At 58.2% G+C, this 25490-nt stretch carries 29 protein-coding genes, 1 tRNA gene and 1 pseudogene; 25 read left to right on the plus strand and 6 right to left on the minus strand.

The window, feature by feature from the left end:
- The first annotated feature begins 6 nt into the window (after positions 1-6).
- The 13 genes from ED661_RS12225 to ribD all read left to right on the plus strand — a co-directional run bounded on the left by ED661_RS12225 (position 7) and on the right by ribD (position 10447).
- The gene (locus ED661_RS12225; RefSeq protein WP_122074205.1) at positions 7-345 is read left to right on the plus strand and encodes a hypothetical protein; all 339 of its coding nucleotides are present in this window, start codon (positions 7-9) and stop codon (positions 343-345) included.
- Between the two features lies 1 nt (position 346).
- On the plus strand, positions 347-2377 hold the full coding sequence (dnaG, locus tag ED661_RS12230) for a DNA primase (protein WP_122074206.1): 2031 nt from the start codon (positions 347-349) through the stop codon (positions 2375-2377).
- Positions 2378-2503: 126 nt separating this feature from the next.
- A complete protein-coding gene (gene rpoD / locus ED661_RS12235; protein WP_122074207.1) occupies positions 2504-4492 on the plus strand; it encodes an RNA polymerase sigma factor RpoD in 1989 nt (662 codons plus the stop codon).
- Positions 4493-4538: 46 nt separating this feature from the next.
- Positions 4539-5027 carry a hypothetical protein gene (locus tag ED661_RS12240; protein WP_122074208.1) on the plus strand — a complete coding sequence of 163 codons (489 nt, stop codon included), beginning with the start codon at positions 4539-4541 and terminating at the stop codon, positions 5025-5027.
- Positions 5028-5498 (plus strand): thiol-disulfide oxidoreductase DCC family protein, encoded by a 471-nt coding sequence (locus ED661_RS12245; protein ID WP_254054832.1) that lies wholly within the window; start codon positions 5028-5030, stop codon positions 5496-5498.
- A complete protein-coding gene (locus ED661_RS12250) occupies positions 5491-6027 on the plus strand; it encodes a DUF4166 domain-containing protein (RefSeq protein WP_122074209.1) in 537 nt (178 codons plus the stop codon). The genes ED661_RS12245 and ED661_RS12250 overlap by 8 nt, the downstream gene beginning before the upstream one ends.
- A 102-nt stretch (positions 6028-6129) precedes the next feature.
- Positions 6130-6438, plus strand: coding sequence for a hypothetical protein (locus tag ED661_RS12255; protein ID WP_122074210.1), 309 nt, complete (start codon positions 6130-6132; stop codon positions 6436-6438).
- A gap of 143 nt (positions 6439-6581) precedes the next feature.
- Entirely contained in the window at positions 6582-6989 is a 408-nt protein-coding gene (locus ED661_RS12260; RefSeq protein ID WP_122074211.1) for a hypothetical protein, read from the plus strand.
- Positions 6990-7191: 202 nt separating this feature from the next.
- Positions 7192-7602 carry a hypothetical protein gene (locus ED661_RS12265; protein ID WP_254054833.1) on the plus strand — a complete coding sequence of 137 codons (411 nt, stop codon included), beginning with the start codon at positions 7192-7194 and terminating at the stop codon, positions 7600-7602.
- A gap of 87 nt (positions 7603-7689) precedes the next feature.
- Positions 7690-8133: a hypothetical protein gene (locus ED661_RS12270; protein ID WP_122074212.1), complete on the plus strand. Its 444-nt coding sequence runs from the start codon at positions 7690-7692 to the stop codon at positions 8131-8133.
- A gap of 82 nt (positions 8134-8215) precedes the next feature.
- The gene (locus tag ED661_RS12275) at positions 8216-8635 is read left to right on the plus strand and encodes a secondary thiamine-phosphate synthase enzyme YjbQ (RefSeq protein ID WP_122074213.1); all 420 of its coding nucleotides are present in this window, start codon (positions 8216-8218) and stop codon (positions 8633-8635) included.
- 120 nt (positions 8636-8755) lie between these two features.
- Complete coding sequence (gene nrdR / locus ED661_RS12280; protein WP_122074214.1) at positions 8756-9223, plus strand: transcriptional regulator NrdR; 468 nt, start codon at positions 8756-8758, stop codon at positions 9221-9223.
- A gap of 126 nt (positions 9224-9349) precedes the next feature.
- Positions 9350-10447 (plus strand): bifunctional diaminohydroxyphosphoribosylaminopyrimidine deaminase/5-amino-6-(5-phosphoribosylamino)uracil reductase RibD, encoded by a 1098-nt coding sequence (ribD, locus tag ED661_RS12285; RefSeq protein WP_122074215.1) that lies wholly within the window; start codon positions 9350-9352, stop codon positions 10445-10447.
- Positions 10448-10454: 7 nt separating this feature from the next.
- Here the strand turns inward: ribD and ED661_RS12290 are convergent, their stop codons facing one another.
- From ED661_RS12290 to ED661_RS12300, 3 genes are all read right to left on the minus strand, one after another.
- The gene (locus ED661_RS12290; RefSeq protein ID WP_122074241.1) at positions 10455-12488 is read right to left on the minus strand and encodes a capsular polysaccharide biosynthesis protein; all 2034 of its coding nucleotides are present in this window, start codon (positions 12486-12488) and stop codon (positions 10455-10457) included.
- 4 nt (positions 12489-12492) lie between these two features.
- On the minus strand, positions 12493-13629 hold the full coding sequence (locus tag ED661_RS12295) for a polysaccharide biosynthesis/export family protein (protein ID WP_122074216.1): 1137 nt from the start codon (positions 13627-13629) through the stop codon (positions 12493-12495).
- A 95-nt stretch (positions 13630-13724) separates the two neighbouring features.
- On the minus strand, positions 13725-15017 hold the full coding sequence (locus ED661_RS12300; protein ID WP_122074217.1) for a capsule biosynthesis protein: 1293 nt from the start codon (positions 15015-15017) through the stop codon (positions 13725-13727).
- A 294-nt stretch (positions 15018-15311) separates the two neighbouring features.
- On the opposite strand from ED661_RS12300, the gene ED661_RS12305 reads away from it, so the two are divergent.
- A complete protein-coding gene (locus ED661_RS12305; protein WP_122074218.1) occupies positions 15312-15899 on the plus strand; it encodes a riboflavin synthase in 588 nt (195 codons plus the stop codon).
- Positions 15900-16023: 124 nt separating this feature from the next.
- Here the strand turns inward: ED661_RS12305 and ED661_RS12310 are convergent, their stop codons facing one another.
- Positions 16024-17076, minus strand: coding sequence for a proline racemase family protein (locus ED661_RS12310; protein ID WP_122074219.1), 1053 nt, complete (start codon positions 17074-17076; stop codon positions 16024-16026).
- A 182-nt stretch (positions 17077-17258) separates the two neighbouring features.
- Between ED661_RS12310 and ribB the strand changes: the two genes are divergently transcribed.
- The 5 genes from ribB (at position 17259) to ED661_RS12335 (ending at position 20859) form a co-directional block, all read left to right on the plus strand.
- A complete protein-coding gene (gene ribB / locus ED661_RS12315; RefSeq protein ID WP_122074220.1) occupies positions 17259-18380 on the plus strand; it encodes a 3,4-dihydroxy-2-butanone-4-phosphate synthase in 1122 nt (373 codons plus the stop codon).
- Position 18381: 1 nt separating this feature from the next.
- Complete coding sequence (locus ED661_RS12320) at positions 18382-18933, plus strand: 6,7-dimethyl-8-ribityllumazine synthase (protein ID WP_122074221.1); 552 nt, start codon at positions 18382-18384, stop codon at positions 18931-18933.
- Positions 18930-19412: a transcription antitermination factor NusB gene (nusB, locus tag ED661_RS12325; protein WP_122074222.1), complete on the plus strand. Its 483-nt coding sequence runs from the start codon at positions 18930-18932 to the stop codon at positions 19410-19412. Before ED661_RS12320 ends, nusB begins: the two co-directional genes overlap by 4 nt.
- 200 nt (positions 19413-19612) lie before the next feature.
- The gene (locus ED661_RS12330; protein WP_122074223.1) at positions 19613-19942 is read left to right on the plus strand and encodes a hypothetical protein; all 330 of its coding nucleotides are present in this window, start codon (positions 19613-19615) and stop codon (positions 19940-19942) included.
- A 413-nt stretch (positions 19943-20355) separates the two neighbouring features.
- Positions 20356-20859 (plus strand): MmcB family DNA repair protein, encoded by a 504-nt coding sequence (locus tag ED661_RS12335; RefSeq protein WP_122074224.1) that lies wholly within the window; start codon positions 20356-20358, stop codon positions 20857-20859.
- 19 nt (positions 20860-20878) lie between these two features.
- Here the strand turns inward: ED661_RS12335 and ED661_RS12340 are convergent, their stop codons facing one another.
- Entirely contained in the window at positions 20879-21067 is a 189-nt protein-coding gene (locus tag ED661_RS12340; protein ID WP_122074225.1) for a DUF6324 family protein, read from the minus strand.
- A gap of 87 nt (positions 21068-21154) precedes the next feature.
- On the opposite strand from ED661_RS12340, the gene ED661_RS12345 reads away from it, so the two are divergent.
- Both ED661_RS12345 and ED661_RS12350 read left to right on the plus strand, forming a co-directional pair.
- Positions 21155-21637: a GNAT family N-acetyltransferase gene (locus ED661_RS12345; protein ID WP_122074226.1), complete on the plus strand. Its 483-nt coding sequence runs from the start codon at positions 21155-21157 to the stop codon at positions 21635-21637.
- Between the two features lie 43 nt (positions 21638-21680).
- Positions 21681-21757, plus strand: a tRNA-His gene (locus ED661_RS12350).
- Positions 21758-21835: 78 nt separating this feature from the next.
- Here the strand turns inward: ED661_RS12350 and ED661_RS12355 are convergent.
- The gene (locus ED661_RS12355) at positions 21836-23062 is read right to left on the minus strand and encodes a recombinase (RefSeq protein ID WP_122074227.1); all 1227 of its coding nucleotides are present in this window, start codon (positions 23060-23062) and stop codon (positions 21836-21838) included.
- Between the two features lie 104 nt (positions 23063-23166).
- Between ED661_RS12355 and ED661_RS12360 the strand changes: the two genes are divergently transcribed.
- The 4 genes and pseudogenes from ED661_RS12360 to ED661_RS12370 all read left to right on the plus strand — a co-directional run.
- Complete coding sequence (locus tag ED661_RS12360; protein ID WP_162930127.1) at positions 23167-23325, plus strand: hypothetical protein; 159 nt, start codon at positions 23167-23169, stop codon at positions 23323-23325.
- On the plus strand, positions 23322-24734 hold the full coding sequence (locus ED661_RS12365; protein WP_122074229.1) for a DnaB-like helicase C-terminal domain-containing protein: 1413 nt from the start codon (positions 23322-23324) through the stop codon (positions 24732-24734). Before ED661_RS12360 ends, ED661_RS12365 begins: the two co-directional genes overlap by 4 nt.
- A complete protein-coding gene (locus ED661_RS22340; RefSeq protein ID WP_256385560.1) occupies positions 24734-24865 on the plus strand; it encodes a hypothetical protein in 132 nt (43 codons plus the stop codon). The genes ED661_RS12365 and ED661_RS22340 overlap by 1 nt, the downstream gene beginning before the upstream one ends.
- Positions 24866-25107: 242 nt before the next feature.
- Positions 25108-25490 (plus strand): annotated as a pseudogene (locus ED661_RS12370) (transposase); the annotation flags it as partial.

The raw sequence follows: 25490 nt of genomic DNA on the forward strand, positions 1-25490 counted from the left end.
CGATCCATGATCCGCATCACCCTTGCCGCCGTTCTTTTGGCGGCACCGGCCTATGCCGCTGATAACAAAGAAGACAGCTGCAAATATCAGGGCCAGGTCATGGCCGCCGTTCAGACTGCCCGCTTGGAGCGCGTCAGCAAGGCCGATGTTGAACAGGTCATTCTGGACGGCGAACCGGGTTGGCCTGAACAGTATTCCAATGCAATCCCGCAGCTGGCCGAGCATATCTACGCCATGAAGCGCCGGGATCTGAAGGCCACTGAATTTGGCCCGCTGCTGGAGCAGCAATGTCTGGAGAACTGGGATCAGATTCAGGAAATGAAGCGACAGCTGAAATCTAACTGATATGTCTTTGACGCCCGGATTTCTAGATGAACTGCGCACCCGGATCAGCATCTCTGATGTGGTCGGGCGCAAAGTCATGTGGGACCAGCGTAAATCCAATCAGGGCAAGGGCGACCTCTGGGCGCCTTGTCCCTTTCACCATGAGAAAAGCGCGTCTTTTCACGTCGATGATCGCAAGGGCTACTATTATTGCTTTGGCTGTCAGGCCAAGGGTGACGCGCTGAAATTTGTCCAGGAGACCGAAAACGTCGGTTTTATGGAAGCGGTGGAAATCCTGGCACGCGAGGCCGGGATGGAGATGCCCGCGCGCGATCCAAAAGCCCAGCAGAAACAGGACCGCCGCACCCTGCTGATCGAGGTGATGGAACAGGCGGTGCAGTTTTTCCGCCTGCAGCTGAAGACCAACAATGCCTCAATGGCGCGCAGCTATCTGCAGCGGCGCGGTCTCACACCAGCGGCGCTGGAGCGTTGGGAGATTGGCTTTGCCCCGGATGGCTGGCAAAACCTCTGGGATCATCTGCGCAGCAAGAATGTCCCCGAAGATCTGATCATGGCGGCGGGTCTGGCGAAACCCTCGACCAAGGGGGGGCGCTCCTATGATACCTTTCGCAACCGGATCATGTTCCCGATCCGTGATGCCCGTGGCCGCGCCATTGCCTTTGGTGGCCGCGCAATGGATCCTAATGACAATGCCAAATATCTGAACTCTCCTGAAACCGAACTCTTTGACAAAGGCCGCAGTCTTTACAATCACGCGCCTGCGCGCGCGGCGGCGGGGCGCGGCACGCCGCTGATCGTGGCCGAGGGCTATATGGATGTGATTGCCCTGTCTGAGGGCGGCTTTGCGTCCTCGGTGGCGCCACTGGGCACAGCGGTGACGGAAAACCAGCTGCAGCTGATGTGGCGCATGGCGGATGAGCCGATCATTGCACTGGATGGCGATACCGCCGGGTTGCGGGCAGCGATGCGGCTGATCGATCTGGCCCTGCCCCTGTTGCAGGCAGGTAAATCCCTGCGCTTTGCTATCATGCCGGATGGGCAGGATCCTGATGATCTGATCAAGAGCAAGGGGCCGGAAGCCGTGCAGGCGGTGCTGGATCAGGCCATGCCAATGGTGAAACTGCTGTGGCAGCGCGAAACCGAAGGTAAGGTTTTTGACAGCCCTGAACGCAAGGCCTCTTTGGATAAGGCGCTGCGCGAGAAGATCAAACTGATCCGTGATCCCTCCATTCGCAAACATTACGGCGAGGATATCAAGGATCTGCGCTGGGAGCTGTTTCGGGGCAATCGCCCCGAAGGGCGCGATCGTGATTTTGACACCGGCGGCTCCAGCGACGGGTGGAAGGGCGGTAATGACTGGAAACCGGGCCGCAAGGGCGGTTTTGGCGATGGCGCGCGTAAACCCTGGAAGGGGCAAAAAGTTGCGCCTGCGCCACTGGCCAGCACCCGCAGCTCGCTGGTTGCCGCCGCCGATGACGCTGAGATCGCCCGAGCCCGTGAGGCAGTTGTACTGGCGGTGGTCATTTCGACGCCGGAAATGGTTGTTGAGTTCGAAGGTAACCTGGAACGCATGCACTGTGCCGATGTCGATCTGGGCCGCTTGCGGGACCAAGTGTTGCGATTTGGCATCGATGCTCCCCAGGATCTGAAAACCCGCATCAACGAAAATCTGGGGGCGCAGGCTCTTGAAAACCTGATGGCGCTTCGCCATGTGGCAATCATCCCCTGCCTACGCAGACCCAGTGATCTAGATGCGGCCCGACAGACCCTGGCCGAAGAATTTGCCAAACTGGAAGCCATGCGGGGCTTGGATGCAGAGCTGGCTGAAGCCGCAGAAGACCTGACAGGACTGGCGGATGAGGCCCTGACCTGGCGCCTAAAGCAGGCGGCAGAAGCCCGGAACCGCGCCGTGCGCAGTGAGAATGAGGACAAAGCCAACTTTGATGTGGGTGAGAATGGCGCGCGGCTCGATCGCGAGGAGCTCGACGCTTTTGGCGCCCTTTTGGACAGGATTGGCTTCTCTGAGAAGTGATTCGTATGGCGCACGAGTCGTTTTGCTAAGGAAGAGCCAAAGAAAATTCGCTAAACCGGGTGACGAATCACAAGATCGCGCTAATGATTCGGCATCCGAATCGCCCAGCCTCTTAGGGAGCATTGAATGGCCGCCAAAGATAACGACGACCGTAAACCTGACGATCAGGACGCTGAAATCTCGCTGGACATGAGCCAGGCTGCGGTCAAGAAGATGATCGCCGAAGCCCGTGAGAAGGGCTACATCACCTATGATCAGCTCAACCAGGTGCTGCCGCCCGATCAGGTCAGCTCGGAGCAGATCGAGGACGTGATGTCGATGCTCTCTGAAATGGGCATCAATATTATCGAAGACGAGGAAGTCGAAGAGGAAGAGCAAAAAGGCTCAACCGAACTGGTTTCCGCCGATAGCCCGCGCGAAGTTGCCGTTGCTGGCGCCGCTTCCGAGAAACTGGATCGGACCGATGATCCGGTACGGATGTATCTGCGTGAGATGGGCACGGTCGAACTGCTGAGCCGCGAAGGCGAGATCGCCATTGCCAAGCGGATTGAGGCCGGCCGGAACACCATGATCGCCGGACTTTGCGAAAGCCCGCTGACCTTCCAGGCGATCACCATCTGGCACGACGAACTTCTTTCTGAAGACATTTTGCTGCGCGATGTGATCGATCTGGAGACCACATTTGGCAACCAGATGGATGAGGATGGCGAAGCCGCAGAACCTGTGGTTCCCGTGGTTCCAGGGGCGGCTGCGGCCCCGGCTGCCAAGGAAGAAACCCAGGAGCTGGACGCTGATGGCAATCCCATTGCCTCGGATGATGACGACGATGAGGACGAACAGGCCAATATGTCGCTTGCAGCGATGGAAGCGGCCCTGAAGGACCGCGTGTTGACCACGCTGGAACGTATTTCGACCGATTTTGCCCAGTTGTCAGAAATGCAGGACAGCCGGATCTCTGCGACCCTCAATGAGGACGGCTCCTTTGGCAAGCAGGACGAGGCCACCTATCAGGCGCTGCGGTCTGAAATTGTTGAGCTGGTGAATGGTCTTCACCTGCATAACAACCGTATCGACGCGTTGATCGACCAGCTTTATGGCATCAACCGCCGCGTCATGCAGATTGACAGCTCCATGGTGAAACTGGCCGACCAGGCGCGCATCAACCGTCGTGAATTTGTCGAAGCCTACCGGGGCCGTGAACTCGACCCCAACTGGCTTTCTGACATGGGTGAAAAGCCCGGTCGTGGCTGGCAGATGTTTATTGAGCGCTCTACCGACAAGGTCGAAGAGCTTCGCGCTGACATGGCTCAGGTTGGTCAGTATGTTGGTCTGGATATCTCTGAATTCCGCCGCATTGTGCAGCAGGTTCAGAAGGGCGAAAAAGAGGCTCGTCAGGCGAAGAAGGAAATGGTTGAGGCCAACCTGCGTCTGGTTATCTCGATTGCCAAAAAATACACCAACCGTGGTTTGCAGTTCCTCGATCTCATTCAGGAAGGCAACATCGGCCTGATGAAGGCGGTGGACAAGTTCGAATACCGTCGCGGTTATAAGTTCTCCACCTATGCGACCTGGTGGATCCGTCAGGCGATCACCCGCTCGATTGCGGATCAGGCCCGGACCATTCGTATCCCAGTCCATATGATCGAAACCATCAACAAGCTGGTCCGTACTGGCCGCCAGATGCTGCACGAGATTGGTCGCGAGCCAACCCCGGAAGAGCTGGCAGAAAAGCTGCAGATGCCGCTGGAGAAGGTCCGCAAGGTGATGAAGATCGCCAAGGAACCGATCAGCCTCGAGACGCCGATTGGCGACGAGGAAGACAGCCAGCTGGGCGATTTCATCGAGGACAAGAATGCCGTGCTGCCGCTGGACAGCGCCATTCAGGAAAACCTCAAGGAAACCACCACCCGGGTTCTGGCCTCGCTCACCCCGCGCGAAGAACGGGTTCTGCGGATGCGTTTTGGCATTGGCATGAACACCGACCATACGCTGGAAGAGGTCGGCCAGCAGTTCTCGGTTACGCGGGAACGAATTCGCCAGATCGAGGCCAAGGCGCTCAGGAAACTGAAGCACCCCAGCCGAAGCCGCAAGCTGCGCAGCTTCCTGGATCAGTAATCAAAGGGCGCCCTGCGGGGCGCCTTTTTCTATTTGGAGTTTTGTTTTGCGCCTTTTTCTTTCGTCTCTTTTCTTTGTTGCTTCTGCCTTGCCCGCGATAGCTTGTCCTGCCGGTTCGGAAACGCTGGTCTCCTGTTCTCTCAAAGGCGGCAGCAGGGTGCTCACGACCTGTTTGCAGGGTGATCAAGTGAGCTATGCCTTTGGCCGCAGGGGCGCTGATGCCGATCTGGCGCTGCAGCGCAACGTGCGGGAAGTGAATATGGTGCCTTGGCCAGGGATTGGCAGGTCGATTTGGGAGGAGTTCACTTTTGACAATGAGGGCACGTCCTACACTGTTTACTACAGCCAGGAGCGCGATCCGAGCGCGGAGCTGCCGTTGGCTGGCGGTGTCATTGTCGAGCAAGGCGGTAAGGAGCTGGCGCATTTGCAATGCGACCCGGGGAGCGTGCAAAGTTCCGGCTATGGCTTGCCCTTGTATGAGGCCAAGGAACGCGCAGGACAGATCTATTCACTTGAAACCAGGAGCTGGCGATAGGTGTTGGCGAGTTCAATCGGAAATGACTTTAGCCAGCTGACCTCAGACCTCATCGTCTTTGACGGCGAATGTGTGCTGTGCTCACATTTCTTCCAGTTCATGCTGCGCCATGACAAGGGCCAGCGGTTCTCCTTTGCCACGGCGCAATCCGAATTTGGTCAGCGGCTCTACCGCGAACGGGGTCTGCCCATGGATGACTTTGAGACCAATCTCGTTTTTGTCGAGGGGCGCTGCTACCAGCGGCTGGATGCTTTTGCTGCGGCGATGCGGGCCTTGCCGGGGCTATGGCCGGTTCTTGGGCTGTGCCGTTTTCTGCCCGCCTTTGTGAAAGATCCGCTCTATCATGCGGTGGCTCGAAATCGCTACCGCCTCTTTGGTCGGACCGAGGTTTGCATGGTGCCCGCGCCAGAGATCCAAGCACGGTTTGTGGATTGGAAACCTGCCCGGGGTAAGGCGGCGCCAGATGAGTGATGCCTTTGCCCGCATTGTCGCAGAGAAGGGTCTGCGAGTACCATCAGTAGTTGCACGTTTTCACGCTGCCGATACCGGGCGGTATCGCGGCAGTGCCAAGGTTGAGGGAGGCAATCTTGTGGCCCGCTTGATTGCCCGGTTTGCCGGGTTTCCGCCTCCGGGTCTGACAGTGGATTTTGAGATTACAACACGCCCAGAGGGCGAGGGTCACCTGTGGTCCCGTCGCTTTGGCCGCAGCACGACCTCCTCGTATCTTAGATATGACAATGGGCGGCACTGTGCGGTTGAAAGCTTTGGTCCCATTCGGATTGAGATGGGGTTGAGGATGCAGGGAGAGGGGCTGGCTGTTGACGTGTTGCGCACATGTTTCATGGGTATTCCTTTGCCTGTTTGGCTGACCCCGAGGTCTGTCTCGTCAGAGTTTGAAACATCCCAAGGTGATTTTGGCTTTGATATTTCAGCCAGTCTGCCAGGGGTCGGTTTGCTGGTTCGATATCAAGGCAGTTTTGAGGTTCCCATGCCGCGTTAACCATTGCTTAACATCATGGCTTGTCGTGCTCAGCCCTCGGCCTCTAGAATGGAGTTACCTGTCTCGCTGCCTGTCTGAGATCTAAACGCCAATGGGGGACCGATGTCTGCAAATCAAAACCTGACTGCGGCGCTGGCCGTGCTGCAAGATCAGCTGGAAGCGCTGAAAACCCTGACCAATGCAAATGAGTTTATGGTCTCGGCCCTCAAAGAACAGGGCGACACCCTGAAATCCATGGAGGCGGAGCCAGCCCGCGAGATGTTGCGGCAACAGGCGCGGGCCCAGTTCAGCCCCGAGCAGGGAGCCTCTCCTGATGCGGCGGTGTTGAATATCCTGGAGAAAAGTCTGGGCTCAGGTCTTGGGGCTGAAATCATCCCCTTTCCCGGCACTGCAGTGAAGCAAGCGGATTGATCGCGGCAATCCGTGACAAGCGGCCTGAAGCGATCTGATAACCATCGGAAACGCTCTTCACACGGCATTACGGTTTTGTGAGCTTTCCCCTTGGAACCCCGCAATGTGCTCCCTATGTAGGTCGAAATCCAGGAGCGCCTCTTATGAAAAACACACTACTTGCATTTGGTTTGACTGCGGCGCTTGTGGCGCCTGTCGTGGCTGAAGCCTTTACCACCCCAGGTGGGGTACGGGTGAACCCGGTCAATGATCTGGTCTTTGAAGTGATTCCAAAATCCTCCGGGACGTTTTCTGAGTTCTGGTGCGGGGCGTCTGAATATGCGCGCCGGGTCAAAGGAGCGGGATGGCAGGACTTGGTGCATGTCGTTCAGGGGCGCAGCGCCAGCGTGACAACCGGACGACGTTCGGCTGTGCAGTTCACTCTGTCGCCTGAACAGGTTGGGGTGGCGCCGCCTCTGCAGGGGTGGCTGGCTCTGGGGATCAAGCCTGGAAATAGAATGTCAGTGCAAGAGGCCCGTAGCTACTGTGGTCAATCCCCCGTTCGACTTTAATACCACCACATGCTTGGGGACGCGTTCCTTGGCATGGTGTTCCTTTGGGATGCCGGTCAGGCCACACGGTTGCGTGTAGCACAGTGACGTGACTGGCGCTGCGGGGCGGCACGCCTATCCTGTGGTCAGGCATGCGGAGACTAGGCCAGGTTTGCTGGCTTAGAAATCCCTGCCTCTTGGTATGACAAGGGAAAGATATGCTATGAAAATTCTCTCTTCTACAGTCCTGTCTCTTGGCCTGGTGGGCCTGGTTGCAACGGGTGCCAGTGCATTCTCGGCTCGCGATGGAAGTCGGGTGAACCCTGTCTCTGACGCGGTGTTTGAAGTTGTTCCCAAGGCTGGTGGTCTGGGGCGCAATTATTGGTGCGCGGCTGGAGACTACGCACAGCGCGCGTTAAAGTCCCCCTGGGAGGCGCATCTCTACATTTCCCGATCTCGTGGGGCGAGTGAGACTACAAACCGACGCTCTGCGGTACAGTTCACTTTGCAGCCTTCCTTAGCGGGCTCTCCGCCAACCGGCGCCTTTGGCAGTGTTAACGCGTTGGCGCGCGGTGACAATATGCGGGTTCGCGATGCCTTCAATCTCTGTAATCAGCTGCCTGTGGGATTTTGATAGCGCCCATTTGGCGGATTTGTCGAAGCCTGTTAGTGTCTTTTTGACAGTGGTAACGCGGGCTTCGCTGCAAAAGGTAGCTTTGAGATGCAAAAGAGGGTTGGCAAAAACGGATCTAAATCATGGCTGGCAGCAGGGCTGCTGGGCAGCCTGATCTGTCTGCCATTGAGCGCAGAGGCCTGGCGGGCCTGGAACCGCCATGAGGTTCTGCCGGTTTCCAAAGGTGTCTGGGAAGTCGTCAACAGGGTGGGTTCTGGCGCGCAGGACTATTGGTGTGGCATTGGTGATTTTGCCATTCGACAGCTGCGCACCCAGGCCACCCAGCGGATCTATGTTTGGCAAGGAATCGGCCCTGCAGTGAATCGTCCGGGGCGTAGGTCGGTGCAGTTCTCACTGTCACCGCCACCGGGCAGCGACACCACTCCGCGCCTGTCACTGAGCGTTAAGGTCAGAGGGGACAATCTGAACGCCGCGACCGCGCGGAATTACTGCTATGATCGGGTTGACGATTTTCGCTTTCGCTTCAATTGAGCGCTCATGGGGCGGGACCGATAGGCGCACCGGGTCAAGAGAGCCCCTTGCGAAACCTCATGGCCTGTAGCAGAGCTTACCCATGCAGAAACTGTTTCACATCGCGACCCGTGGTCCGGGACTTTATGAATTCACCAGAGAGGTTCGGGGCTGGTTGGCGGATCTGGACTGTGACCAGGGGCTTCTGACCTTGTTTGTACGTCACACCTCCTGCTCCTTGCTGATACAGGAAAATGCCGATCCAGAGGTGCAGGACGACCTGCAGGCCTTCTTTTCTCGCTTGGTCCCGCCCTCAACCCACCCTTCGATGACCTATCTGCGCCATACCTATGAGGGCCCGGATGATATGCCAGCCCATATCAAATCGGCTCTGCTGCCTGTCAGCCTGTCGATCCCAATCACGGATGGCGCGCTGACCTTGGGCACCTGGCAGGGGATCTACCTGTTTGAACATCGCGACGCCCCCCACAGACGTCAAATCATTGCACATATCAGTGGCTAAGCCGCTTGATCTAGCGGTTGAATTTCCCCTCTACCCAATTCCTAGCGGCTGCCCTATAGTTGTGGATAACTGTGCGGGTTTTAGCACAAATGACAGATATCAGGAAAAGGGGATCCGCAGATGCGCTGTCCGTTTTGCGGGAATATCGATACTCAGGTAAAGGACTCACGTCCCGCCGAGGATCACGTTTCAATCCGTCGACGTCGTTTTTGCCCCGCATGTGGTGGCCGGTTCACCACCTATGAGCGGGTGCAGCTGCGCGATCTGGTGGTGGTGAAGACCAACGGCAAACGTGAAGATTTTGATCGCGACAAGCTGGAGCGTTCGATCCGTATTTCCATGCAAAAACGTCCCATCGACCCCGAACGCATTGATCAGATGATCTCGGGTATTGTGCGCCGGTTGGAAAGCATGGGGGAGACGGATATCTCGTCCAGCAAGATCGGCGAGATCGTCATGGAGGCGCTGGCCCGGATCGATACGGTGGCCTATGTGCGCTTTGCCAGTGTCTACAAGAACTTCCAGGCGGCGGATGATTTTGAGGACTTTGTCCATGAATTGCGCCCTGATACGCCAAACGAAGAATGACGCCAGTGCCGTGCGCCCCTAACCGAGGGCACGGCCAGTTTCAGGCTTGAACTCAGACTTTCCCGCGCCCGGATTGGCTAAGGCCTGATCCGGGCGCGTGTGTGACAACAGATAGGTGGGCGAGACGTGACCCAAACGGATAGTCGATTTATGGCGCTGGCCCTGTCGCTGGGGCGACGAGGTCAGGGCAAATGCTGGCCCAACCCGGCGGTGGGCTGTGTGCTGGTGCGCGACGGGCGCATTGTCGGGCGCGGCTGGACCCAACCCGGTGGCCGCCCCCATGCCGAGGTCGTGGCGCTGGCGCAGGCTGGCGATCAGGCGCGCGGTGCCACCGCCTATGTCACGCTGGAGCCTTGCTCGCATCACGGCAAAACCCCACCCTGCAGCCAGGCACTGATTGACGCGGGGATTGCCCGGATGGTGGCAGCCGTTGGCGATAGCGATCCGCGGGTCTCGGGGCAGGGGTTTGAGATGCTGCGCAAGGCTGGCATCGAGGTTCAGGTTGGAGTGCTGGCTGAGGAGGCCGCGCGCGATCACGCCGGGTTCTTTTACAAGACCGAACAAGGCCGCCCGCTGGTGACGCTTAAGATGGCCAGCAGTTTTGATGGCCGTATTGCCACCGGGTCGGGCCAAAGCAAATGGATCACCGGACCAGAGGCGCGCCGCGCAGTTCACGCGATGCGAAGCCGCCATGATGCAGTCATGGTCGGCGCGGGGACCGCGCGGGCGGATGATCCCTCACTGACGGTGCGCGACCTTGGCGTTGAGCATCAGCCGGTGCGGGTGGTGATCTCTCGCCATCTGGACCTGCCTCTCATCAGCCAGTTGGCCACCTCTGCCGCTGAGGTGCCTTTGTGGCTGTGCCACGGCCAAGGCGCGGATATTGAGCGCAAACAGGCCTGGGAGGGCTTGGGGGCGCGGCTACTGCCCTGTGCCAGCCGAGGTGTACAGCTGGACCCGCATGATATCTTGCAACAGCTGGGCCATGCTGGGCTGACGCGAGTGTTCTGCGAAGGCGGCTCCGCACTTGCTGCGTCGCTGCTGGCTTTTGACTTGGTGGATGAGCTGATCGGCTTTACTGCCGGTCTGGGGATCGGCGCCGAGGGGCTGCCCTCGATCGGGGCTCTGGGGCTGCACAGTCTTGAGGCAGCCAATCGGTTTGATCTGGTAGAAACCAGCGTCATTGGCGCCGATGTAATGCATCGCTGGCGGCGGGCGAGCTAACCAGAGTTCAGCCGCGGCGCCACAGATGTGCATAGGTGGCAAAGATCCCCTGCAGCTTTGACAGGGAGCGGTTGCTCAGGCTTGGCTGTGGCAGCTCCCCTGAAATCAACCGTTCCACCACAACTTCGGGGGGGCAGGGGCGATTGGTTACGGGGTCAAAGTAACGCGGATAGTCAATCAGCACTGCATGAGCCAGCCCCAGCAGGTCGGGCCGTGCTGCGCGCCAGGGCGGTGCGGTGCGCTTGTCGGTGGTGAGCCCCCAGCCGGCATAAAAGGGCAGTCCCAGGGTGGTGACCTTGGCGCCGCGCAGCAGGGCTTCAAAGCCCAATAGCGAGGTCATGGTCCAGACCTCCTGCACCATATCCAAGAGCGCCATAGGATCACAATTTCTGGCTACGACATCGGCCAGATCCTCTGGGATCCCGGTCGCGGACAGCCCCCCTGGGCGCAGGCCTGCTTCGACATCCGGGTGGGGTTTATAGATGATAACAGCCTTGGGGTTGGCCTTGCGGGTAGCGCGCAGCAATTCCAGATTGCTGTTGATCCGCCCGCATCCGGCCAGAATAGAGGCGTCATCTTCCACCTGTCCGGGAACAAGAATGCGATGGCCTTCGGGCAGGGCGGGCGTTTCGCCCGACTGGTTGTATTTTGACAGGCTGTTGCGGATCAACTGCTGGATCAGGGCCTCTGCCCGCAGCGCCTCGGCGGGGCCAAGGTCGGCGCGCTGGCTGATCAGATCATCCAGATCAGAGGGCTGACGTGGGTCGTAGTAGATGCCTTGACGGTCCAGCACCAAGGACATCGGCGGCACCAGATCGGCACCTAAGCCGCGTGAGCGCAGAAAGCCATCTTCAACACGGGTGGCGCCTGCATGGGTCTTGGCATCAGCCTTACTGGCCCAGATCATCCAGTTGCGCCCGCTTTTGCGCGCTTCTTCCGGGCTCTCGGTGAAGGTCAGTTTGCGGGTCTGGCCAAAGAACCCCTGTAGTGGCTTGCGTTTCCAGAGTCGCATGCCAGAGGCCACCCAACCGACCTGATCCTGACGCCAGGCGCGGGTGCCTGCCTCCAGGGTGTCGATAACCCGCTCCAGCTCGCAGAGGCGGTCGTTATAGGGATCATACCAGGTAGGGTAGAGAAACATTGCCGCCGAAAACAACTGGGCGCGGGTGAGTTTGCGCTGTCGTCGCGCCACCGGGTCTTCATCCTGGGTCAGGCCCCAGCCGGCATAGAAAGGCTGGCCAAAGACCCGCGGCTTATGGCCTGCAAGTATGGCCTCAAAGCCAAGCTGCGAAGAAACGGTATAGACCGCAACTGCCCCCTCCAGCAGCATCCAGGGACAAACCGCATCGCTGAATATCTCAACCCGTCCCTGGGCGTCTTTGTCAGCGTAATGCCCGGGCCGGTGGCCATCGCGGGTTTCGGGGTGTGTCTTGATCAAAATGCGGGCGCCAGGGTGTTCTTCCTGGGCAAAGACCAGCATTTCCAGAAAACGCGCGCGGTCCGCCTTAGAGGCGGTGACTGACGCATCGCCGCGCAGTTGGTCCACCACCAGGACATATCCAGGATCCGGCACTGGAGCATTGGGCAGAAAGCCGTTGTATTTGCTGAGATGCGCGTCTTGTATTCGGCCAATGGCATTGCGGGCACGCCGCATCATATGGCTGTCGTCCAGCGGGTGGGTGGCCAGGAGCTCTTCCAGATCCGACGGCTGGGCAGGGTCAAAATGCACACCCTTGCGGTCCAAAAGCAGCCCCAGGGGCGGCTCCCCGGCGCGACCGGGATGGATTGACCTCAAAAAGGCGTCTTCCACGCGCAGCAGCTCGGCGCTATATTTGGCGGCCACGGCGCGGCCACGGTGCGCAGTTGGAGAATTGCCCCAGACAGCAACAAGATCATCCTGTCGCGGCAGGCCGAGGCGGACCTTGTAACCCGCCAGATCGAGAATTCGGCGCAGCCGTGTTTGGGTGACAAAGCCACCATTATAAACAAAAAGCCGGGAGCCTTGGCTCCCGGCTTTGGTTTTGGCAGATGAGCCGGTCACGTTGTTAGCTGCCGCCAAACAGCGTTTCGACGCTGGCGAGAGGTGTCAGCGGGCTGGCCAGCAGCGAAATGGTTTTGGTCCACTGTGCATAAGGCGCTTCGGTGACATAAAGCGTATCTTCATCCCGCACCACAAAGTCGCGAGCGATGAACAACCCATTGGGCTGGGTCAGGTTCAGAACATAGACCATGCGCTGTGCGCCAACCAGATCGTCGCGCCCCAGAACTTGATTGGCAATTTCTGCCGGCTCGTTGCGGAAGATGAAAACCCCGGTGGGATCAGAGGTGGTGGAGATCAAGCCACCAACCTGAGCGATGGCTTCCAGCGCTGACAGATCCTGGCTTTCAAAGGCCACCCGCGCCTGGGCACTGGTGGCGCCGAGAGCGGTAAAGGAGCGGCTGTCGGCCTCAACCAGAATACGGTCACCGCCACGCAGGGCGATGTCCAGTTCTGGATGGTTGAACAGATCCTGGAACCAGATCTTGCCCTGTTCCTTGCCACGGATCACGGTGACCTGGGCTATCTCGGGCTCAATCGCGACGCCGCCCGCACGGGCCAGCATGGTCGATAGAGTGCGGGTGGGGCGTTCGATGGCATAGACACCCTGACCGCCCACGGCGCCAGTCAGGCTGACGGTGGAGCCATCCCCGGCCACACGGCGTACCTGCACCTGCGGGTCGGGGGTTTGGTCTTCGAGTTTTTTGGTGATCTCTTCGCGCAGCTGTTCAGGCGTATTCCCTGAGGCGCGCAAACGTCCGGCATAGGGGACAAAAATATAGCCGGCGCTATCGACCTGTACCTCTTCGAGAGTGGTGGCGTTTGTGGCCTCATTGGCCAAGAGCCCGTCATCGACGTTTTCCCAGATGGTCAGTCCCAGGACATCGCCGGGTCGGATGGTGTCCGAGGTCAAGCGCCCGGCATTGATAAAGCCTTGAGAGAAGCCAAGCGCGGGAACCACTGCGGTGGCGCGGGTGACACGGTCATTGACGGAGACGATAAAGGCATCGCCTTCCTTTTGCACCGATCCGGCAAAGATTTCGCGTTTGTTGGGGCCAACTTTGGGCAGACCGCAAGACGCCGCAAGCGTCAATGCAGCGAGAATCGCCACGGGCCGCACCCATGAAAAGGGGACGTTTTTCACTGCTCGGTCTCCTCGACCTATTATTGTTCTGCCTCAGTTTTTTGGATAGGCTAGCGCGGTTTGAGGAGAAAATCCAGTCTTGCGAGAGGTTTCGTTTACCGGACCACCGATAACTGTTGCCGCGGAGCCGCTGTGCCGTGGCGCAGCGCATCATAGGGATCATGGGGTGACAGCATCATATCAACAACATGGCGCAGCAATTGGCGTCGCCCAGAGCGGGAATAGAACCCCCCTGGCACCTGCGAGGTTTCCAGCAGGTAACGCCGGTAGTCCTTGTAGGCGCGGTTGTCTGGCCGGGTTGGTGCGGCAAAGAACTGGGCCAGGGGCTGCGCTGAGGTGAATGCGTCCTTGTCATAGACCGCATCGCCAAAGACCTTGAGCGGAATGCCACGCCAAAGCACCTGTTGACCAGCGGTGGAGTTCACGGTGACTGCGGTGCGCGCCTCGTTCAGCAGTTCCGCCAGTTTGCCGCCTCGTACGTAGTGTACACGATCCAATATGTCATGAGCGCGGGCCAGGCGTCGCAGCTCACGGCGGTTCGGGCTTCGGCCGTCTTCCAAGGGATGGGCCTTGATGACCAGATGGTGGTGACGCGGCGCACCGGCGGCAAAGCCTGAGATCACTTCCGCCAGAAAGCTGCTCATATTGTCAAAGGGGGAATGCATCTGAAACGAGCTGTCATGTTCCAATTGCAGCAGTGCCAGATGGTAGGGGAAGCCGCCATTGCGAATGCGGCGTGTTGCAAGACGACGTTCCAATGCCTGCGCCGGCATCAGAAGCAGCCGTTTCAGATAAAGCCGAAACTCCTGGGTCACGGACAGGGTGCGGTGGGGGCGAAAATTGCGGTACTTGCGATTCCAGAACATCACAAACCAATGATACAGCGCGCCGTAAAATACATGTTGACGCATGTCGCCCCAATGAGAGGGCGGCAGTGGGGCCTCCATATCCGAGAGTTCCAGGGCCTTCTGCATCTCACCGACGCTTGTCTGCATCAGCCGTGAATGGCCATTAGACCCGTCCCGTTCATAGGTGACCCAATAGGGGCGCAGGTAACCCTCTTCAAACACATGCACCCGCAGGCTCAGACGCCGGGCGACAAGAATGGCCTCAGCGTGGATTGGTCGGGTGTCGCCATAAAGGACAATATCGGTGATTGCCTTGTCGCGGCAGGTCTGTTCGAAAAAACCTTGCCACTCGGGCAGGGCGTCGCGAAAGGGCAGATACCGCGCCTTGTCGCGCCAAAAGGCCTGATCACCCGCGTTAAAGCCAATGCGCCAAACCTCGCAATCCGCAGTGCACAGCATCCTGCCCAGAGCGTTGAAGAACGGCCCATGTGGTCCCTGAAGGAGCAGAAAGGCGCGTCGTTTGGAGCTGTTGTGTTGCATCAGAGTTGCGGCATTTTGCTTTAAGGTTTTGCTAATCTTGCATCAGAGATTAACGCCTGACTGGGGCATAACTATGACCAGGAGTGCCAACAAGGGGTATGTGCCACATTAAGGCCAATAGAGGGGGGCAGCAAGCCGACCTTCGGGACTTGAGATTTCGGGTGCATTGCTCTTGTTACCCGATTGGGCAGAGGCGTTGGCCGGGTGCAGAGGAGGGCTTGTGAAACTGGGGCTGCTTGGGCTACCTCTGACATAGGAAATTCCCGCCGTAGCCAAAGCCTAGGAGCGCTTACGATGTTCACCGGTATCGTCACTGACATTGGAACCATTGCCCAGCTGGACCAGCAGGGAGATCTGCGCGCGCGGATTACGACCAGTTATGACACCGCAGGCATTGACCTGGGGGCCTCTATTGCCTCGGATGGGGTCTGTCTTACAGTGATCGAGCTGGGTACCGATTGGTACGACGTGCAGATTTCTGCCGAAACTGTGTCAAAGACCAATGTCGCCGCCTGGGTGCTGGGCAAACGGGTCAATCTGGAGCGCGCCCTAAAAGTCGGCGATGAGCTTGGGGGCCATATCGTCTCGGGGCATGTGGATGGGATTGCCGAAGTGGTTGAGCTGCGCGACGAAGGCGACAGCACCCGTGTTACCCTGCGCGCGCCTCAGGCCTTGGCGCGCTTTATCGCCACCAAGGGATCGGTTGCCCTAAACGGGGTGTCCTTGACGGTGAACGATGTGCAGGGCCGCGATTTTGGCATCAACTTCATCCCGCATACCAAAGAGATGACAACCTGGGGGGATGTAAAGCTGGGCGATCAGGTGAACCTTGAGATCGACACCCTGGCGCGTTATGTGGCCCGGCTGCATGAGGCAGGCTGATTTTCCACTCCTGCCAGTCTGCCGTGCCGCCGGGGTTGGCAGCCTCCTCTGATATCATCTTTCCAAAAATATTCCGGGGTGAGGCCGCGAGGCCGAGGGGCAGCGCCCCTCTTTTTACCGCCTCCTACCACATATCTCCAACGGTATAGCCCTGCGGAAAGGGATCGCTTGGATCCAGCGTGTAAGAGGCCAGGCCATAGATCCACCCCTGGCCTGACAGGCTAGGCACGATGGCCGGGTGGCCTCCTACTGTCGTGGTTTTTAAAATGCGTCCGGTAAATGTGGTGCCCAGAGGACCGGCATTGACATAGTCCTCGCCGATCCCAAGCTGACCGCGCGCGTGCAGAACCGCCATTTTGGCGCAGGTGCCGGTGCCACAGGGGGAGCGATCCAGAATGCCGCTGGCATCCTGTGGGCGCGCGGGATCAAAATCCCCGGTTGAAATGGTGATAGTACCGCGCCCATGGGTGCCCTCCGCCTGCGGCAGTGCCCAGAGATTGGTGATGGTGGGGCCGGTGATCTCCGGGTTTTTGGGGTGCGCCACGGGCAATTGCTCTGCTGTGGCATGGCGGATGGCTTCGCTGATGCGCACAATTTCGCCGCCATTCTCGGCGCTGGGATCCAGGCCAATGGTCTCCCCGTTGATCAGCACAAAGAACATGCCGCCCCAGGCCACATCAACCTTGATGGTGCCAAGACCTGCAACCTCAACCGGGGCATCCAGATGCAGGGCAAAGGCGGGGACGTTTTCAAAGGACACGCGCGTCACCTTGCCGTCGCAGCAATCGGCCCGCACCTTGATCAGCCCAGCTGGCGCCTCCAGCGTCAGTTCCGTCACCGGCTCCACCATGCGCACAATGCCTGTTTCCAAAAGCACAGTCACCACACAGATGGTGTTGGAGCCAGACATGGGCGGATATTCTGTCTGTTCAAAGATGATGAACCCCGCATCAGCCTCCGGATGGCAGGGGGGCACGATGGCATTGCCACAAAGGCCCGGATTGCCACGCGGCTCGCGCAGCATCTGCAGGCGGATATCATCATGATTTTGCGCCATATCCTGCATTTTCTCAAAGACAGAATTGCCCTTTAGCAGAGGCATGCCACCGGTGATGACACGGCCTGGTTCGCCCTCGGCATGGGCGTCAACGGCTTGCAGAATGCGGGATGCACGCATGGACTCTCTCCGGGTTTGTGAATATTGTATCCAATATCACCTTTCTGCCCGAAGCAAAACGCCGCGTCTAGCCTAAGCTGTGCCGCTGGTGGGGCTGGCCTTTGTCGCGAGGCTGGGCTATTTCGCCTATATACCCGCCGGGCGATGGGCCCTTGGGGCATCTGTACCGAAAGGCTATCAGCATGAGCTTTGAAACACCGGGGCCGGTCGAGGCCCGTTTGCGCGCGGCGATCAGCCCAATCGAAGAGATCATCAATGAGGCCCGTGCGGGGCGGATGTTCATTCTGGTCGACCATGAGGATCGCGAAAACGAAGGCGATCTGGTCATTCCGGCGCAGAGCGCCGATGCGACTGCGATCAACTTCATGGCCACCCATGGGCGCGGCTTGATCTGCCTGACCCTGCCTGCGGAACGTATCGAAGAACTTGGTCTGCCGATGATGGCGATGCACAACTCGTCGCGTCATGAGACCGCCTTTACCGTCTCGATCGAGGCGCGCGAAGGCGTGACCACCGGCATTTCTGCCGCAGACCGCGCCCTGACCGTGGCGACCGCGATTGACCCCGAAAAAACCGCGGCTGATATCGCCACTCCGGGCCATGTCTTCCCGCTGCGCGCGCGGCGCGGTGGAGTGCTGGTGCGGGCCGGCCATACCGAGGCAGGCTGCGATGTGGCACGTCTGGCCGGGCATTATCCCTCTTCGGTGATCTGCGAGATCATGAATGAAGATGGCAGCATGGCGCGTCTGCCCGATCTGGTGGATTACGCTGAAAAACACGATCTCAAGATCGGCACCATTTCGGATCTGATCACCTATCGTTCGCGCAATGACAATCTGGTGGTGGAAACCGACCGCAGCACAGTGACCTCCGAGTTTGGTGGTGAGTGGGATATGCGTATCTTTACCGACCAGACCCATGGGGTTGAGCATGTGGTGCTGATCAAGGGCGATATTGCTTCGGGTGGCCCAGTGCTGACCCGCACCCATGCCCTGCATGAAGCCTCTGACATTCTGGGCCTTGGCCCCAAACCGGTCAAGGAACTGCCCCGCGCCATGGAGCTGATCGCCGAGGAAGGGCGCGGCGTTGTCTGCCTGTTCCGCGAACCGCGTCATTCGCTCTATGCGCCCGAGGATGAAGGCCCGCGCACCATCAAGAACACCGGCCTTGGCGCGCAGATCCTGTCAAAACTGGGGGTCGAGGAACTGGAGCTACTGACTGATTCCCCTTCTACCACCTATCTTGGCATTGACGCCTATGGGCTCTCCATTGTTGGCACCCGCCCCATTCTGAAGGAATCCTGATATGGCCGGACACGAACAGCACTACATCATGCCGCGCGCCGAATTCGACAAGCCGGTGAAACTCGCCATCGTGATGTCGCCCTATTACAAGGATATCGCCGACAACATGCTGGTCGGTGCCAAGGCCGAGATCGAGGCTGCTGGCGGTTCTTACGAGGTGGTTGAAGTGCCCGGCGCGCTGGAGATCCCGACGGCCATCGCCATTGCGGATCGCAGCTCCAATTTTGACGGCTTTGTTGCGCTGGGCTGCGTCATTCGCGGCGAAACCACCCATTATGATACGGTCTGCAACGACAGCAGTCGCGCCATCCAATTGCTGGGTCTGCAGGGCCTGTGCATTGGCAATGGCATTCTGACCGTGGAAAACCGCAAACAGGCCGAAGTGCGTGCAGATCCTGCGGATCAGAACAAAGGGGGCGGCGCGGCGGCTGCGGCCTTGCATCTTATTGCGCTCACGCGTAAGTGGGGCGCCCAGACCAAGGGAGTCGGCTTCAAGGCGCCTTCCGAAGCCATTCAGCTGGCTGGCACAGAAAACGGACCCCGCACAGCATGACCAATTCGGACAGCGCCCCTAAGGGCAATGGCAAAACCCAGATGAAATCTGCCGCCCGGCTTTATGCCGTGCAGGCGCTGTTTCAGATGGAGCACAGCGATCTGACCTTTGACAAGGTGAGTGCTGAATTTGAAAACCATCGCTTTGGCGCTGTTTATGAAGATGGGGAAATGGCCGAGGGCGACACCGGCCTGTTTCGTAAGCTGTTGAAAGATGCGGTGAACTTTCAGGCTCCAATCGATCAGATGACCGACCGGGCGCTGGTGGCAAAATGGCCGATTGCCCGCATTGACCCGACGCTGCGGGCGCTGTTTCGGGCCGCTGGGGCTGAGTTCACTCAGTCCAGCACCCCGCCAAAGGTGGTGATCAACGAGTTTGTCGACATTGCCCGCGCCTTCTTTCCAGAGGGCAAAGAGGCAAAATTCGTCAATGCCGTGCTTGATCACATGGCGCGCGAGGCAAAGCCGGAAGCCTTCTGATCCAGAACCTTTTGGGACTGATCTGATTCGACATTTATAAAAGCGCGCCCTTGAGGTGCGCTTTTTGTTTGAGCCCTTCCCGGTGGGCTTACCCCAGGGTGCGACATTATTTCTGTGCCAGCGATAGCATTTGACGCCAGTATGGCTGGACCCTGCGGCGCGGAGTGCTAGTCTTTGCCTGTAACAGAGATGAGGTCGTCATGCCCAAGCTGGTAAAACTCTACATCAAGAATGTTATCATTGGTTTCTGCATCGCCGCTGGTTTTGTTGCCATGCTGCTGTGGTTCAATGTGATGAACCTTTGGGGGCTGATCAGCCAGTCCAGTGATGGCCTGCTGGCGGTGTTCTTGCTCTGGTTCATGAATGGCATCGTCTTTGCCGGGGTGCAATTTGCCTGGGTGATCATGTCGATGGCCCAAAAGGACGATGGCCCCCGCGGCGGAACACCGGTTGCCCATCGTTTTGAACCCGCACCTGTGCGGGCCGAGGCTGTTTCCGGGCAAAAGCGCCAACTGAGCAAACGCCGCTAAGCCTGCACCATTAGCCAACCGCTGGCTGGTACAGCAGATTGCACTGATGAGTGAGAGACAAAAAACCGCGCGCTCTGGGCAGAGCTGCGCGGCTTTTTATATCGAGCCCCGAGGGGGTGAAATGTGACGGGACCACCGCAGACGTGCGGTTTTGATTCCCGGGGACCTGTATGTACAGGTGGGCGCCAGGTAAACGGACCAGGGTCCGAACAGAGCCAGCTCCCGTGGAATTGCTTAAGGCCACTGGAATGCTTCCGGTCACTGAAGGGGCAGAACCCGCCACGCCTTCTAGGTAGTGCCCTGACGCGGGCAAAGCAAGAGCTGCAAAGAGCAATCTGTTTTTCCAGGGCGCCCTGCGCCAGACAGTAGGCCCAGGGCTTGCCTTTTGTTCCCTAATTGTTCACGGTGATTTTATGACATCCTTTCGCCGTTCCAATCCCGCGCCGCAAGGGCAGTTGCAACCAGGTCAGCGACTGGCCCGTGGGGTCTCGCGCCATCTGCACGCTCTTGGCTTTGCCTCCTTACAAGAGTTCGTGCCCACGCGCGGGCTGCGGGTGGATGTGCTGGGGCTGGGGCCCAAGGGGGAGCTCTGGGTGGTTGAATGCAAATCTAGCCGGGCGGATTTTCAGTCTGACAGGAAGTGGCAGGGGTATCTGGAATGGTGTGACCGCTATTTTTGGGCGGTGGACACGGAATTCCCCGTTGATCTGCTGCCTCAGGGCACTGGGCTGATCATAGCGGATGGCTATGATGCTGAGGTGATCCGTATGGCCCCAGAAGAGAAGCTGGCAGCCCCCCGGCGCAGGAAACTGACCCAGAAATTTGCCAGGGATGCGGCGCGGCGCCTGCAGTCGCTCTGCGATCCGCGCCCGGGTCGGGGAGGTCAGCTTTTCACTGATCCCCCTATCCGGGGCTGAAGGCCGGAGCTAGGATTGTTTAACCCGAAACAATACGGGCAGCCTGGGCTGCGGCGCGCAGCTCGTCGGCGATTTCTTCGGCCTCTTCAGGGTCAAAGTCCATCGGGATTTCGACGCCATCGGCTTCGATGAACAACCGGACCATGCCCTGATCGGTGGGTCCGATTTGGATGTTTGCTTCGATATCGCGTTCGGTATTGATACCCATTGTCTTCTCCTGCCGCAGGTCTATTGCAGTCTTTGGTGCTAGCCTGCGGTGGCTTGAAAGGCAAGCTGCTCTGGGCTTTGATGAGGTATGGCAGATGTAGCACTGCGTCGATTCGAACCTTCAGATTGTCAATGGCTGGTGGCGCGCCACCAGGATCTCTATGCCCGCGATGAGGGGTTTGATGACAGTTTTGGCCCTTTGGTGGCTGAGATTTTGCAAAAGTTTTGTGAAACTCACGATCCGCAGTGCGAACGGGGCTGGATTGCGCATCGTGGTGCGATACGGCTGGGGTCGATCTTTTGTGTGCGCCAGGGTGAAACTACCGCAAAGCTGCGGCTGTTTCTGTTGACACCTGAGGCCCGTGGGCAGGGATTGGGCAAAGAACTGTTGCGCCAGTGCATGTCCTTTGCCCGCAGCTCTGGCTACCACGACATGCAGCTTTGGACCCATGAAAGCCATCATGCCGCCTGCGCGCTTTATGCGGCTTTTGGCTGGCAACTGGTCTCAAGCAAGCCGGTTCACTCCTTTGGGCAGGATTTGATCGAACAAAGCTGGAAAGTTGTGCTATAAAGCTCTTGCGCTTCGGTTTTCTCTAGGCTAAATCGCCCGCAGTGCCGCCTTAGCTCAGTAGGTTAGAGCGCCTGATTGTGGATCAGGAGGTCCCCCGTTCGAGCCGGGGAGGTGGTACCACAAAATCAATAACTTACAAGTTTTTCAAAATGGTGTCGGATTATTGTCGGATCAAGGTTTCGGTAATTTTGATCCGACCTAGCCAGAGTTCCTGAGTCGAACCACGTTATTCGCCCCATCTGACCGGGATCGAGAGTAGCGATCTGTGGTTTGCGATTGCACATGTTGAGCTGCATCGCGGAGCATATACGGATCCGCACCCAAGGCCTTGGCCTCAGTCACAGCACCAGCTCTCAAATCCATCATCCAGATCTCTTTAGGCACCTTTGCCTTCCCCCGTAAACGTGACCAGGCTTGTGTCCACCCGCTCTTGGTGAAGGGGAGGCCTCCGCTACGGCGAGCAAGCAAAACTGGCCCAACGGCATTATCAGGACGTATAGCCAAGAGCCTTTTCCTAACTTCTGGAGCTGCTGTCAGGTCAAACTCGTATGGCTCAGGCAAAGAGTTCTGTGTCTTCGAGATGAGCTTGGTCATGGTGGTGAGATCTGGATCGAACATGTCCCAAGTCAAACCGTCCTGCCAACGCTTTCCGTTGCGAATGATCCCACCTTTGGTTTCGTCCGTCTTCAGCCATTGTCCGCGAACATCCACGGCGCGAAGTGCAAACTCGTATTGGATCATGATGCCTAGTGCGAAGTGAGTGGAACCCTCCAGGTCTGCTTGGTGGATAATCGAGTAAACTTGCTCACGTGTAGGCACCGTCTGTCTTGCTGGGCTGTTCTTCAGTTTCACCTCGGAAAGCACACTGGCCACTTCGGCTGCCGCTGGAGTTTTCAGGGCTTTGCCGTATCTGGCAACTCGGCGGAGGGTATTGAAGAAACGATGGATATAGGAAGTTGAACGCCCCTTTGTGACCATAGCCTGCTGAATGGTCTTGATGACCTCATAGGACATATCCGCGACCTTGGTGTGCCCAATGACTTCTTCCAGCTTGGCTAACTGCTCGTGATAGCCGACGCGAGTGTTGTCTTTGACTTCTTGAATAGGAGAAAAGTCGTCGGTCTTGTAGCGACCAATCAGGTACTTCCATGTTTCAGGATTTACCTTGGGCTGGTCCTGCTCATCGAACCACTTGAGCATTTCGCGGGTCAGCTCTCGGCACTTGAGGGCCCGGCCAGGCTGATGCTCATCGGTTGGCTTGCCAGGCGGTGGGAGTTTGACATTCGTGATCGCGTATCCCGCTTCTGAGTACTTCTTTGGGCACTTCCAGTGTGCATGCCTCCGTTCTTTGTTTTTGCCACCCCAGCTTATGCCTGGGGCATAGAGCGGGTCGGAACCGTCCCATAATCCTTCTTTAAAGTGCATCTAGGTTTACCTCCTTGAGGGGTTCAAGAGCACCACCACTGATGACAACATTGTCGTTCAAGGGAACGCTCCCCTGGCTGCGGCAACCCGGGTGGGAACCATTCTTGGCAGAAGCCGGTGGCGAGGAGTTTGCAATCGAAGATCTCAGCAATAGCCAGCGCCGGGCGCTGGAGGCGGGCAGGGTGCCGCCCTCGATGGAGACTGATGGCGAGCCCAATGCAGCGGCGAAGTTTTGGCTCAAGAAATATGGATGTAAGCGATGACCCAGCATTTCAACCCAGCCGGTGACGGCTTTGCTCCAGAAACCGAACAGCAGATCCTGGGCGCGGTCTTGGCCAACAATGATCGCTATCACGAAATTTCCGGTCAGATCCGAGACGAACATTTCCGCGACCCCACCCATGCTGCCATTTGGCGCAACGTCAGCGCGCGCATCGAGCGCGACCACCTGGCCTCCCCGATCACCCTCAAAGAAGATCTGGCAGACCATGAAGGGCTGAAACAGCTTGGGGGCATGGCGTATCTGGCAAAACTGATTACAGGCTCGGTCTCGGCCTTTGCGATCAAGGATTATGCCAACATCGTGGTAGAGGCCCATGGCCGCCGGTCGCTTGCCGGTCGGTTGGAAAAGCTGACCAGAGAGCTGCGCGACGGTCGGTCCTCTGACGAGGTGGCCGCCGAGATGGAAATGATCTTGCACCAGCGCGAAGAGACCTCTTCAGAGCCACGCACGATGTCTTTCCTCAAGGCGCAGAAGCTGGCGCTGGAACAGATGCACGAGATCAAGCAAGGCAACCTGCGGGGCGTCCCGTCCGGTCTCAAGACGTTGGATGACAAGGTTTCTCTGGCGCCCAAGCGCTACACGATCCTCGGTGGGGCAACCTCGATGGGGAAAACAGCCTTGGCCCTGCACATGGTCCTGTCTGCTGCCAGAGCTGGCTATGGGGTCGGGTTCGTCACTCTGGAGATGCCGGAGGAGGATCTGGCCAACCGGATTAACAGCGCAGTCAGCGGCATCGAGTACCGTGGCTATGATCGCCCCATGGGTGACGCCAGTTTTGGCCAGGTGGTTAATGCGGCGCAGGATCTCCAGAACCTGCCACTGGAAGTCTTTTCAGAACGGGTGCGTGATGTGCCGGCCATCCTGTCAGAGGGCAAAAAGCTCAAGCGCAAGTGGAAAGAGACTGAGAATTTCAAAGGCTTTAAGCTCTTGATTATCGACTACATTCAGCTTGTTCGCGGGCGTGGGGAAAGCCAGTTCGTGCGGCTGTCTCAGGTCGCCAATGATCTCAAGCAGATAGCCAAGCAGCTGGACGTGCATGTCATCGCTCTGGCTCAGATCGACAGGAACCTTGGCAAGGTGGACGACTTTTCAGAGGCCCGCCCAAATCTCGCCCACCTGCGTGGTTCCGGTGATCTCGAGAACGCCCCCGACAATGTGATGTTCATCTTCCGGCCTGAATACTACCTGACCCCGCCACGTTTCACGGTGCCAAAGAAGCCGGAGGACCGGGCAGATTGGGAGGCCGAGTTCTTGCAGTGGAAGGGCAAGGCGGAAATCATCATCGGCAAGGCCCGCATGGGGGAGATTTGCAGCGTCAAAGTCGGCTGTGATCTCAGCACCAACCGATTCTGGGATCTGGATGACGGGCAGGAAGAGATTGCGTTCTGATGACCGTCTTGGCCGAAGCCAACTGGATCAAAGACCGGCTGCGGGCCTGCACCGCTGTCGAGGAGGTGGAGCAGGTGGCCAGCGAAGAGCGAGAAAAGGTGATGAGCTGGAAAGACAAGGGCGGCATGTAAGGGGTTATATTCTATCACATCATCAATCTGAAAAGCCAAATGATGTCTGCTTATGAGAAGAAAATCGTGCTAATTTTAGGACATATCGGACATCCCTGCTAGGCGAAAAGCAACGTTATGTACCTTGCCGAGAGCCAGGTCATCGAGCGAAATATAGAGCGGAATACTCCCGCTTTTTGCTGCATTGAGCCTCCCCCAATGAAGTGGTCCGCCCCTATGTTTAGAAAAGCGGAGGACCATAGATGGCTATTAAGAGACCGAAGCCCGAAGAGATTGTCGTGAAGTTACGGCAGGTTGAAGTGTTGATGGGGCAAGGGATGCCCCGGATTGATGCAATCCGTCAGATCGGCGTGACGGAGCAAACCTATTACCGCTGGAAGAAGAAGTACAGCGGAATGGGCACAGAGCAGCTTAAGGAACTGAAGCGGCTCCAGAAGGAAAACGAGCGCCTGCGCAGGGCGGTAACGGACCTGACGCTGGACAAATTGATCCTGTCCGAGGCCGCAAAGGGAAACTTCTGAGCCCCTCGCGCCGCCGTGCCTGCATCGACCTCATTCGCAGCAAGATGAAGGTTTCCGAGCGTCGCGTTTGCCGTGTCCTGGGCCAACACCGGTCCACACAACGG

Source organism: Pseudophaeobacter sp. EL27 (assembly GCF_900313025.1).
In the GTDB taxonomy this organism is placed as follows: domain Bacteria; phylum Pseudomonadota; class Alphaproteobacteria; order Rhodobacterales; family Rhodobacteraceae; genus Pseudophaeobacter.

What these genes read in the sequence shown, in the direction of transcription:
- ED661_RS12225 (WP_122074205.1), top strand. Translation starts at nt 7, where the DNA reads ATGATCCGCATCACCCTTGCCGCCGTTCTTTTGGCGGCACCGGCCTAT.
- dnaG (WP_122074206.1), top strand. Translation starts at nt 347, where the DNA reads ATGTCTTTGACGCCCGGATTTCTAGATGAACTGCGCACCCGGATCAGC.
- rpoD (WP_122074207.1), top strand. Translation starts at nt 2,504, where the DNA reads ATGGCCGCCAAAGATAACGACGACCGTAAACCTGACGATCAGGACGCT.
- ED661_RS12250 (WP_122074209.1), top strand. Translation starts at nt 5,491, where the DNA reads ATGAGTGATGCCTTTGCCCGCATTGTCGCAGAGAAGGGTCTGCGAGTA.
- ED661_RS12255 (WP_122074210.1), top strand. Translation starts at nt 6,130, where the DNA reads ATGTCTGCAAATCAAAACCTGACTGCGGCGCTGGCCGTGCTGCAAGAT.
- ED661_RS12260 (WP_122074211.1), top strand. Translation starts at nt 6,582, where the DNA reads ATGAAAAACACACTACTTGCATTTGGTTTGACTGCGGCGCTTGTGGCG.
- ED661_RS12265 (WP_254054833.1), top strand. Translation starts at nt 7,192, where the DNA reads ATGAAAATTCTCTCTTCTACAGTCCTGTCTCTTGGCCTGGTGGGCCTG.
- ED661_RS12270 (WP_122074212.1), top strand. Translation starts at nt 7,690, where the DNA reads ATGCAAAAGAGGGTTGGCAAAAACGGATCTAAATCATGGCTGGCAGCA.
- ED661_RS12275 (WP_122074213.1), top strand. Translation starts at nt 8,216, where the DNA reads ATGCAGAAACTGTTTCACATCGCGACCCGTGGTCCGGGACTTTATGAA.
- nrdR (WP_122074214.1), top strand. Translation starts at nt 8,756, where the DNA reads ATGCGCTGTCCGTTTTGCGGGAATATCGATACTCAGGTAAAGGACTCA.
- ED661_RS12300 (WP_122074217.1), bottom strand. Translation starts at nt 15,017, where the DNA reads ATGCAACACAACAGCTCCAAACGACGCGCCTTTCTGCTCCTTCAGGGA.
- ED661_RS12305 (WP_122074218.1), top strand. Translation starts at nt 15,312, where the DNA reads ATGTTCACCGGTATCGTCACTGACATTGGAACCATTGCCCAGCTGGAC.
- ED661_RS12310 (WP_122074219.1), bottom strand. Translation starts at nt 17,076, where the DNA reads ATGCGTGCATCCCGCATTCTGCAAGCCGTTGACGCCCATGCCGAGGGC.
- ribB (WP_122074220.1), top strand. Translation starts at nt 17,259, where the DNA reads ATGAGCTTTGAAACACCGGGGCCGGTCGAGGCCCGTTTGCGCGCGGCG.
- ED661_RS12320 (WP_122074221.1), top strand. Translation starts at nt 18,382, where the DNA reads ATGGCCGGACACGAACAGCACTACATCATGCCGCGCGCCGAATTCGAC.
- nusB (WP_122074222.1), top strand. Translation starts at nt 18,930, where the DNA reads ATGACCAATTCGGACAGCGCCCCTAAGGGCAATGGCAAAACCCAGATG.
- ED661_RS12330 (WP_122074223.1), top strand. Translation starts at nt 19,613, where the DNA reads ATGCCCAAGCTGGTAAAACTCTACATCAAGAATGTTATCATTGGTTTC.
- ED661_RS12335 (WP_122074224.1), top strand. Translation starts at nt 20,356, where the DNA reads ATGACATCCTTTCGCCGTTCCAATCCCGCGCCGCAAGGGCAGTTGCAA.
- ED661_RS12340 (WP_122074225.1), bottom strand. Translation starts at nt 21,067, where the DNA reads ATGGGTATCAATACCGAACGCGATATCGAAGCAAACATCCAAATCGGA.
- ED661_RS12345 (WP_122074226.1), top strand. Translation starts at nt 21,155, where the DNA reads ATGGCAGATGTAGCACTGCGTCGATTCGAACCTTCAGATTGTCAATGG.
- ED661_RS12355 (WP_122074227.1), bottom strand. Translation starts at nt 23,062, where the DNA reads ATGCACTTTAAAGAAGGATTATGGGACGGTTCCGACCCGCTCTATGCC.
- ED661_RS12365 (WP_122074229.1), top strand. Translation starts at nt 23,322, where the DNA reads ATGACCCAGCATTTCAACCCAGCCGGTGACGGCTTTGCTCCAGAAACC.
- ED661_RS22340 (WP_256385560.1), top strand. Translation starts at nt 24,734, where the DNA reads ATGACCGTCTTGGCCGAAGCCAACTGGATCAAAGACCGGCTGCGGGCC.